Origin of the sequence: Burkholderia sp. Bp8986 (assembly GCF_003854225.1) — a bacterium.
Taxonomy (GTDB): Bacteria; Pseudomonadota; Gammaproteobacteria; order Burkholderiales; family Burkholderiaceae; genus Burkholderia.
Map to the genome: position 1 here is coordinate 107,851 of NZ_QTQM01000022.1, position 9,364 is coordinate 117,214.

8 protein-coding genes are annotated in these 9,364 nt (G+C 66.7%); 6 read left to right on the forward strand and 2 right to left on the reverse strand.

Annotation, left to right across the window (positions count from 1 at the left end):
- Window positions 1–3: 3 nt before the first annotated feature.
- A complete protein-coding gene (locus tag DID99_RS20560; protein ID WP_044847515.1) occupies window positions 4–276 on the reverse strand; it encodes a metal/formaldehyde-sensitive transcriptional repressor in 273 nt (90 codons plus the stop codon).
- A 186-nt stretch (window positions 277–462) separates the two neighbouring features.
- Between DID99_RS20560 and DID99_RS20565 the strand changes: the two genes are divergently transcribed.
- The 5 genes from DID99_RS20565 to DID99_RS20585 all read left to right on the forward strand — a co-directional run bounded on the left by DID99_RS20565 (window position 463) and on the right by DID99_RS20585 (window position 5,530).
- On the forward strand, window positions 463–1,440 hold the full coding sequence (locus DID99_RS20565; protein ID WP_185733794.1) for a chromate resistance protein ChrB domain-containing protein: 978 nt from the start codon (window positions 463–465) through the stop codon (window positions 1,438–1,440).
- On the forward strand, window positions 1,437–2,615 hold the full coding sequence (locus DID99_RS20570) for a chromate transporter (protein ID WP_124667427.1): 1,179 nt from the start codon (window positions 1,437–1,439) through the stop codon (window positions 2,613–2,615). The genes DID99_RS20565 and DID99_RS20570 overlap by 4 nt, the downstream gene beginning before the upstream one ends.
- 66 nt (window positions 2,616–2,681) lie before the next feature.
- Window positions 2,682–3,110, forward strand: a complete 429-nt coding sequence (locus DID99_RS20575) for a chromate resistance protein ChrB domain-containing protein (protein WP_044847518.1) — start codon at window positions 2,682–2,684, stop codon at window positions 3,108–3,110.
- Window positions 3,097–4,353, forward strand: a complete 1,257-nt coding sequence (locus tag DID99_RS20580; protein WP_124667428.1) for an MFS transporter — start codon at window positions 3,097–3,099, stop codon at window positions 4,351–4,353. The genes DID99_RS20575 and DID99_RS20580 overlap by 14 nt, the downstream gene beginning before the upstream one ends.
- Before the next feature lie 91 nt (window positions 4,354–4,444).
- Complete coding sequence (locus DID99_RS20585; RefSeq protein WP_124667429.1) at window positions 4,445–5,530, forward strand: YncE family protein; 1,086 nt, start codon at window positions 4,445–4,447, stop codon at window positions 5,528–5,530.
- A 266-nt stretch (window positions 5,531–5,796) separates the two neighbouring features.
- On the opposite strand, the gene DID99_RS20595 is transcribed toward DID99_RS20585, so the two are convergent.
- Complete coding sequence (locus tag DID99_RS20595) at window positions 5,797–7,878, reverse strand: hypothetical protein (protein WP_124667430.1); 2,082 nt, start codon at window positions 7,876–7,878, stop codon at window positions 5,797–5,799.
- Window positions 7,879–8,117: 239 nt separating this feature from the next.
- Between DID99_RS20595 and DID99_RS20600 the strand changes: the two genes are divergently transcribed.
- Window positions 8,118–9,236, forward strand: coding sequence for a helix-turn-helix transcriptional regulator (locus DID99_RS20600; protein ID WP_124667431.1), 1,119 nt, complete (start codon window positions 8,118–8,120; stop codon window positions 9,234–9,236).
- The last annotated feature ends 128 nt before the right edge of the window (window positions 9,237–9,364 follow it).

The window sequence follows — 9,364 nt, forward strand, 5'->3', positions numbered from 1 at the left end:
CGGTTACTTGAAGTAGCTGTGCACGACTTCGATCAGCTGTTCGGTCGCGCTGCCTTCGTCGTCGTGACCTTCGGCGTCGACCAGATGGCTGCGGATGTGATCCTCGAGCACGACCGCGAGCAGGCCGTTCATTGCGCCGCGACCGCTCGTGATGAGGCGGAGGATTTCGTTGCAACCGCGCTCGTCCTCGAGCGCGCGTTCGATCGCTTCGACCTGCCCTTTGATCCGGCGGACACGGTTCAGCAGCTTCTGCTTTTCCTGGATGGTGTGGCTCATGGTGGTCCCTTCATATACCGGGGGGGACTATATATCAAATCGCGTTTCCATATAGGGGGAGGGGGTATTTTCCGGAAAAAAACCAGACGAATGACGCGCGCCTCGCAAGCCGCCCGGCCGCCAGTCACCGCAGCCGCCGCCAAAGTTAACTTGTAGAACTCGTAACGCATGAGTAGCATTTGCTACATGAATCCACTTACGACATGGTCGCTCCTCGTGCTGACCCTTCCCACGCAGAACGCGACGGCTCGCATGCGGTTCTGGCGCGCGCTCAAGGCAAAAGGCTGCGCGGTGCTGCGCGACGGCGTCTACCTGCTGCCCCAGTCGGAAGCGCATGAACGGATGCTGCGCGAGCTCGCGGACGCGATTGCCGACAGCGGCGGCAGCGCTCACCTGTTGCGCGCGCCGAGTCTCGATGCGTCGCAGGAGCGGGAATTCCGCGCGCTCTTCGATCGCGGGGAAGACGACGCCGCCTTTATCCAGGCCCTTGCGGACGCCCGCAAGACCCTCGCCGGACAGTCGGCCTCGGAACTGACGCGCTTGCTGCGCCGCATGCGCAAGGATTTCGACGCCATCCGTGCGATCGACTATTTCCCGGGCGACTCGGCCACCCGCGCCGAAGTCGCGCTGCAGGATTTCGTCGCGCTGGTCGACACCGTGCTGTCGCCGGGCGAACCGCACGCCGCGGACCGCGCGATCCGGCCGCTGGCGATCGGCGAATTTCAGGGCCGCACCTGGGCGACGCGGCAGCGGATGTGGATCGATCGCGTCGCCAGTGCCTGGCTGATCCGCCGCTTCATCGACGCACGCGCCCGCTTCGTCTGGCTCGCGTCGCCGGCGGATTGCCCGGCCGACGCGCTGGGCTTCGATTTCGACGGCGCGACGTTTACGCATGTCGGCGAGCGCGTGACGTTCGAGGTGCTGCTGGCGAGTTTCGGGCTCGACAACGACCCCGCGCTGATGCGCCTCGGCGAAATCGTGCATGCGCTCGACGTGGGCGGCCCCGCGGCGCCCGAAGCGATCGGCTTCGAGGCCGTGATGGCCGGCACGCGCCAGCAGGCAGAGAACGACGACCGGTTGCTCGAGCAGATGGGCGCCGTGCTCGACGCCCTGTACGCACACTTCACGTCGAACGGCAAAAACCAAACCGCGGCCAGATCATGACCACCTCCATCGCCACCACCGAACCGACCTACTCACTTGGCCAGCTGGTCGCCTACATGCTGCGTCTCGGCACGCTCGGCTTCGGCGGGCCGGTCGCGCTCGCAGGCTACATGCGTCGCGACCTGGTCGAACGTCGCGGCTGGATCACGGAAGCCGACTACAAGGAAGGGCTCACGCTGGCGCAGCTCGCACCGGGGCCGATGGCGGCCCAGCTCGCGATCTATCTGGGCTTCGTGCACTACCGCCTGCTCGGTGCGACGCTCGTCGGCTTCGCGTTCGTGCTGCCGTCGTTCCTGATGGTGGTTGCGCTCGGCTTCGCGTACTCACATTTCGGCGGGCTGTCCTGGATGCAGGCCGTCTTCTACGGCGTCGGCGCCGCGGTGGTCGGCATCATCGCGATGAGCGCCTACAAGCTCACGACGAAAACCGTCGGCCACGACAAGCTGCTCTGGGCGATCTTCGTCACGCTTGCCGCCGTGACCTTCATCACGGAATCGGAAATCGCGTGGCTGTTCGTGGTCGCGGGCCTGGTCGGCTGGCTGTGGCGTGCGCCGCCCAAGTGGCTGCAGCGCGGCGGGCTGAACGCGGTTGCCGCCGCCAACCTGCCGGCAGCCAGCGGCATATTGAGCGGCATCGACCTGCCGCAGCTCGTTCAGATCGGCGCGTTCTTCATGAAGGCCGGCGCGTTCGTGTTCGGCTCCGGGCTGGCGATCGTGCCGTTCCTTTATGGCGGCGTCGTCACCGAACATCACTGGCTGAACGACAAGCAGTTCGTGGATGCCGTGGCGGTCGCGATGATCACACCCGGCCCGGTCGTGATCACGGTCGGCTTCATCGGGTATCTCGTGGCGGGCTTCCCGGGCGCACTCGTCGCCGCACTCGGCACGTTCCTGCCTTGCTATCTGTTCACGGTCATCCCCGCACCTTACGTGAAGAAGTACGGGCACCGTCCGGGCGTCAAGGCGTTCGTCGACGGCATCACCGCCGCGGCCGTCGGAGCGATCACCGGCTCCGTCCTTGTCATCGCGAAACGCTCGATCGTCGACCTGCCGACCGCGCTGCTCGCGGTCGCGACCGTGCTGCTGCTGTGGCGTTTCAAGAAGTTGCAGGAGCCGGTCGTCGTCACGGCTGCCGCGCTCGTCGGGCTTGTGGCCTACCCGCTGCTCCATCATTGAGCCGCATTGCCGGGAGGCGGCCGTGACGCATCGGACGACGTTCGTCCGCCATACAGGAGGCGTGCCGTGAAATGGATTACGCGCGAACGGCCGAAGGTCGACCGCATCGCATGTCCGTGGCTGATTGCGCGGTTCATCGACGATGCGCCGGAATTTCTCTACGTCCCGGGTCCGGACGTCCTGCGACTGGCGGACGAAACGGGCGCGGTGCCCTACGACGTGCCGGGCGTCGAGCTTGGCCACCATGGTGAACGCTGCAGCTTCGATGCGTTTCTCGACCGCTACCGGCTCGACGCCCCGGCGCTGCTCAAGCTCGCCGCGATCGTGCGCGGCGCCGATACCGGACGGCTCGATCTCGCGCCGGAATCGGCCGGGCTGTACGCGATCTCGATCGGCCTGTCCGGACACTTCGCCGACGATCACGAGCAACTGCGGCACGGCATGGTGATGTACGACGCGCTCTACGCGTGGTGCCGGCGTGATGCACGTCCCTAGCAGCCGCCGCGCGTCGACGCTCGCCAGCCGGATGCTGCCGGCGGGCGCGGACAAGGCCGCATGGCTCATCCTCGCCAGCCGCGGCATGCGCGGTTTCTGCGATGGATTCATTGCCGTGCTGCTGCCCGCGTATCTGCTGTCGCTCGGGCTGTCGAAACTGGATGTCGGCCTGATCGGCACCACGACGTTGACGGGTTCCGCCATCGCGACGATCGCGGTCGGCATGCTCGCGAGCCGCTTCACGCAGCGCCGCATGCTGACGCTCGCGGCGGCACTGATGGCGGCGACGGGCATCGGCTTCGCGAGCGTCTCCACGTGGTGGCCGCTGTTCGTCATCGCCTTCGCCGGCACGCTCAATCCGAGTTCCGGCGACGTCAGCCTGTTTCTGCCGCTCGAACAGTCGCGCCTGGCGCAAGCCGCCGACGGCGACGCTCGCACGGCGCTGTTCGCCCGCTACAGCCTCGTCGGCGCCGTATCGGCAGCGCTCGGATCCCTCGCGGCCGGCCTGCCGATCGCGGTTGCGTCACATACCGGAATCTCGACGCTGGGCGCGATGCGCGGCATGTTTCTGGTCTATGCGGCCACGGGTGTCGTCGTCTGCATGCTGTATCGGCGGCTGCCGCGCCAGGCAGTTCGCGCGGCGCAGGCAGCGCCGCCGCTCGGCCCGTCACGCCCGATCGTCGTGCGGCTGGCGATGCTGTTCAGCGTCGACGCGTTCGCGGGCGGTCTCGTCGTCAACTCGCTGCTGTCGCTGTGGTTGATGCAGCGCTTCGGGCTCTCGATCGCGGCTGCCGGCCAGTTCTTCTTCTGGGCGGGCCTGCTCTCGGCCGGCTCGCAGCTCGCGGCCGCGCCGCTGTCGCGCAGGATCGGCCTGCTGAACACGATGGTGTTCACGCATATTCCGTCGAGCGTCTGCCTGATCGGCGCCGCGCTCGCGCCGTCGTTGCCGCTGACGTTGACACTGTTGCTGATGCGAAGCGCGCTGTCGCAAATGGATGTCCCGACCCGAACCGCCTATGTGATGGCGGTCGTCACGCCGGCGGAGCGACCGGCAGCGGCCAGTTTTACATCCGTCCCGCGCAGCCTCGCGGCCGCTGTCGCGCCGACCTTGGCCGGCGGCCTGTTCGGCCTCGGCTGGCTCGGTGCGCCGCTGGTCGCATGCGGCGCGCTGAAGATCGCGTACGACCTTTCGCTGCTCGCAGCGTTTCGCCACGTCGAACCGGACGACGGCCGGGCACGGTAATCGCGGCCACCGTCGAACAGCGAACGAGCGGGGAACCATGCAAAGCGATGCCGCCGCGCCAATGCGGTGGCGGCCGTCGCGGGAGGCAATCATGAAGGATCCTGGACGCTGGCGCTACGGCCTGCCGCTGCTCGTCGCGCTATTAGGCGGGCTCGGCACGTCGGGCCTGCCGATTCACCGGGTCTTCGCCGCGGGCGAAGGCGCCTCGACCGGCGCCCTGCCGCTGAAGCATGTCGCGGACATCGCGTTGCCGGGCCGCGCGACACGACTCGACTACGCAAGCCTGGACCCGAGCCGCAACCTGCTCTTCATCGCTCACCTCGGCGACGGCGAAGTGATCGCTTTCGATACCCATGCATCGCGCGTGACCGCCCGGATCGCGGACGTATCGTCGGTACATGGCGTGCTTGCCGTGCCGGCGCTGTCGCGCATCTACGCGTCTGCGACCGGCTCCGACGAGATCGTCGCGATCGACGCCGCGACGCTGAAAATCGTCGCGCGCATGCCGGGCGGGCATTATCCCGACGGCATGGCCTATGCGGCCGACCTGCACAAGCTGTACGTATCCGACGAATACGGAAAAACGGAGACGGTCATCGATGTCCGCAGCAACCGGCGCGTCGCGACGATCCCGCTCGATGGCGAGGCCGGCAACACGCAGTACGACCCGGTTTCCCGACACATCTTCGTGAACGTTCAGACGCGGCGCCAGCTCGTCGAAATCGATCCGGCGACGGACCGTGTCGTCGACCGGTTCGACTTGCCGGGTGCGAAAGGCAATCACGGATTGCTGATCGAGCCGCGCGCCGGCCTCGCCTTCATCGCGTGCGAGGACAACGACGCGCTCCTCGTCTTCGATATGCGCGCACGGCACGTCGTCCGCACGTTCGACCTCGGCGGCGGCCCGGATGTGCTGGCGTTCGATTCGGCGTCGGACGTGCTCTATGTTGCGGGTGAAGCCGGCATCGTTTCGATGTTCAGCGTCCGGGGCCGGAACGTTGCCAAGATCGGCGAAGGCCGGCTCGGGCCGAACGCGCACGTCGTCGCTGTCGATCCGGGCACGCATCGCTCGTATTTCCCGCTGAAGGATGTCGGCGGCCGGCCGGTGCTGCGCGTGATGGAAGCCGCGAGCGCTACAAAGCCGGCCGGCCCGGTGCCGCCCGGTGCAGGAACGTAACGGGCGAGCATGATCGGCGGCATCCGTCGTCGCGCAGTATCTCGTCCGGTTCGATTTGACACGATCGGCAGCCTGTCGGTTGTCGGCGCCGCCGCCGCGCGTCAGGCCGAACCGATTCTCGCCGGCACGCCGCCCACGATCCGGTCGCGGCGTTCTCCGTCGAACGAAAACACGTCGCGCTCGGCCAGGCCGATCGTTGCCCGCCGACGGGACGACGCATCGCCCCGCCGGCCGACGCTCGCCGGACGCATTCGCCCGGCTGCCTGTTACCGGTCGTACTCGAAGGCCTCGGTGAAGAGCGTGTCGACCGGGTCGGACCAGCTCAAGTTCACGAACGAGAAGTCCGCGCTGCCCGTCCAGCCGGCCACCGACGGGAACGCGACGCCCTGGTCGCCCGGCACGTTGAGCGTGACCGAGGCGCCCGGCTGGACCGGCGACGCCGATGCCGAACCGTTGACGAACGTCGCCGCCGGCTGCCCGGCCGCGGTTGCGCGAATCTGCACGTTGCCGCGTTTGACGAACGGCAGACCCGATTTCGACGTCCAGCCCAGCGGGAAGGTCGCGCCGCCCGCGAACGTGTTGGCGGAGCCCGGCGTCAGCTTGTCGCGCGTGGACTGCGCCAGATCGTGCCACGCGTACTGGCGCAGCGCGTCGGGCGACGGCGACGGCGTACGCAGCCGGACCGTGTAGTGCCGGGCCGGCGTCGACGTGTTGCCGTTCTGGTAGATGTCGATCGTATAGGCGCTGAACGGCTTGATGTCGGCCAGCTCCGCGGTGCTCAGTTGCGGCTTCGCCCATGCGGTATTGTTGCGCGGCGCGTCCCCGGGCCACGTGAACAGGCCCTGGTTGGCCGGATCCTGCGCGACGCCGGCCAGACGGAAGTTGTTGCGGCACTGCGGGTTCTTCGCCAGTGCGGCGAGTTGCGCCGGCGTCTGCCCGCTTGCGATCTGCGCGCGGATGTTCAGCGTGTCGCAGGTCCCGCTCGACGGCTGGAGAAACACGCCGTTGCGCAAGCCGGGGCCGTTGACGATCGCGAAGTCCACCGCGGTGCCGGCCGCGTCGACGGCACCCACCTGCAGGTTGAGCGAATCGACGAACGCGTTGGTCCCCGTCGACGGATTGGCCGGATTCAGCCAGTCCCACTTCTGTGCGTTCGCATTGACCTTGCTCAGCACCGCGCGCTGATTGCCGACCACGCGCCAGCCGGTATCGCCGTTCGCGAGACTGCCCGCCCGCACCGCGAGCTGTACATGCTGCTGCATGCCGTCGCGAATCCCGTCGCTGCGCGTCCACGCGAGCTTGACCCACATCGTGTCGCTGGCAACGACGCGAATGACTTCCGGCAAGCTGAAGCTCGCGTTGTTCATCGCATCGTCGGCCACGATGCCCGGCGTGCCGCCTGCCGGCGCGCCGAACTCCTGGTCGACCGACATCCCGTTGTTGAGGTACGCGGAAGGCACGCCTGCATTCAGCGCGCCGGACGCGACGTCGTCGACGAAGATCCGGCCGCATGCCGATACGCTGCCGCCCGTGCGCGCAGCGCCGGTCGAACCGGCGAAGCACTGGTTGAGCGCGCTCTGCAATGCCGCCAGATCGCCGGCGCTCGGCAGGTTCGACACCACCGCGCCATTGATGGTCGCGGCGGCCGGCAGGCTGGCCTTGTCGCTCGCCTGCGGCGCGACGCCGGGCGCGAGCTGAAGCTGCACCGGCGTATCGCTGGACGCGCCCGCCACCGAGCTGATCTGGACGCCGCCATCCGGCAGGACGTTGATCTTGATCTGGTCGAGCAGCCGGTCGAGACCCGGCGCGCCCGCCGTCAACGGGCCGGAAATCAGGTCGACGCCCGCATTGCCGGTGGCGGCCAGCAGGTCGGCAAGCGCCGACGAATAGGCTTGCACCGTGCTGGCGACGGCCTGGGCCGTGACCTTGCTTTGCAGCAAACCGGTGTCGGCCAGCAGCTTGGTCGGGTTGTCGCCGACGATCGTGGCGGCGATCGCGTTCGTGATCGGCGTGATGTTGATCGTCTGCGTGCCGGCCGTGGCGCTGAGTGCGATCAGCGTGGCCTGCGAGTCGGCGACGTTGCCGTATGCGGACAACGCGAAAGGCGCGGTCAGGCCGGTCACCGTGCATTGAAACGCGCCGGTCGACGCATCGGCCGGGCAGTCGACCGCTTTGCCGGTCGCATCGACCAGTTTCACGGTGGCGGCCTGCATCGCGGCGCCGGCGGCCGCGACCCCGCTGACCGTCTGCGCGGCGGGCGGTGCGGGTGGCGAGGAGGAATCGCTGCCGCCGCCACAAGCCGACAGGACAAGCACTGCAATACCGGATACGACAGGTGTGAGTTTCATTGCGTTTCCCCCGAGCCCCTTCTGGTTGATGCGTGTCACATACATTGCGCGTGCACGCTGAATGGCGAGGATTCTCGCAAAGACGATTTTCTCGATCATCATTCAGGTGAATGAAAATCGGGAAATAACAGGGCATGAAATGCAAATAACCTGTGTTAGCCTGAAAAAAATTCGGTATTCGAAGCAATATCGTCAGACAAAATCAGAATACGAAGATCGCGAAGCGACGGGGTGAACACATGCAACGAGACCAACTCATCGGGGACCTCTATGAGGCCGCGCTGCATCCGGACGGTTTTCTGGAAGTTTTTCACCGGGTATCCGAATCGCTCGGCGCAGACGTATTTCACATGTTCAGTTGGGACGTCGCGCGCAATGCCCCGAAATTCTCGATCTATTCGCCGCGCGCGGAATTCGACGAGATCATCGCGCTCTACGATCAGTATTACGGCGCGCTCGATCCGCGCCGCGGCTTCGTCGAGAACGCACCGCTCGGCGAATTCGTTTGTTGTCAGGATCACCTGACCGAGCGCGACGTCGAACGCAGCGAGTTCTTCCAGGACTATCAGATTCCGTCGGGATTTCGCTACCTGATGGGGATTCGCTTCGCGCGCCCCGGCAGCGACAACATTCTGCTCGGGTTACTGCGCGCGCACGGCCGCACACCCTATTCTTCAGAAGAACGCGCGACCCTGACCGGTATGGCCGGGCATCTGCAGCGCTCGATCAACCTGTGGCAAGACGCGCGAGTGCTGCATCGCGACGCCACGCTCGGCGCCGAACTGATGGAGGAGCTGGGCCTCGCCGTCTTTGCGCTCGACCGGCACGCGCGCGTCCAGTTCGTCAACCAGGCGGCCGAGTCGATGCTGCGCGCCACCACCTGCCTCAAGCTCGAGAACGGGCACCTGAGCGCGACGAGCGCGCCCCAGAACGATGCGCTCAAGGCGGCGCTGGCGCGCGTCGCGAAGACCCGCAAGAGCGAGAGCCTTGCCCTGTCCGGCACGTTGGCCGCGGCGCACGAGATTTTTCTCGGCATCGCGGCATTGTCCGGACAGGCGCTCCATGCCACGTTCGGCGATGCGACGATACTGATCACGGTCAGGCGACGCAGCGGCGCCCCGCTCGTCGTCGCACAACAGCTGCGGCAATCGTTCGGCTTGTCGAGCGCCGAAGCCGCGGTCGCGGAAGCGTTGATCAGCGGCAAGACGCCCGACGAATGTGCGGCGAGCGCCGGCGTGTCGCTTGCGACGGTTCGCAGCCAGTTGCGGGCGATCTATGAAAAGACCCACTCGCGGAATCAGGCTGAAGCGGTCGGTCGGATGCTGTGGGTCCTCCCGCAACACAAGCGCACGAATTGATACGTCGAAACAGCGAGCGGGGCAGCGGTCAAAACGCTTTGGCATTTTTTAGGTTCATCGAGGATTACCGGGGAACGCGGCGCGGATCTTGAGGAAGAAGTATTCGTCGTCGCGGTACCCGTAAGCCC

Excerpts from the sequence above, each read along its gene's own strand:
- DID99_RS20560 (WP_044847515.1), bottom strand. The coding sequence starts at position 276 with ATGAGCCACACCATCCAGGAAAAGCAGAAGCTGCTGAACCGTGTCCGC.
- DID99_RS20565 (WP_185733794.1), top strand. The coding sequence starts at position 463 with ATGAATCCACTTACGACATGGTCGCTCCTCGTGCTGACCCTTCCCACG.
- DID99_RS20570 (WP_124667427.1), top strand. The coding sequence starts at position 1,437 with ATGACCACCTCCATCGCCACCACCGAACCGACCTACTCACTTGGCCAG.
- DID99_RS20580 (WP_124667428.1), top strand. The coding sequence starts at position 3,097 with ATGCACGTCCCTAGCAGCCGCCGCGCGTCGACGCTCGCCAGCCGGATG.
- DID99_RS20585 (WP_124667429.1), top strand. The coding sequence starts at position 4,445 with ATGAAGGATCCTGGACGCTGGCGCTACGGCCTGCCGCTGCTCGTCGCG.
- DID99_RS20595 (WP_124667430.1), bottom strand. The coding sequence starts at position 7,878 with ATGAAACTCACACCTGTCGTATCCGGTATTGCAGTGCTTGTCCTGTCG.
- DID99_RS20600 (WP_124667431.1), top strand. The coding sequence starts at position 8,118 with ATGCAACGAGACCAACTCATCGGGGACCTCTATGAGGCCGCGCTGCAT.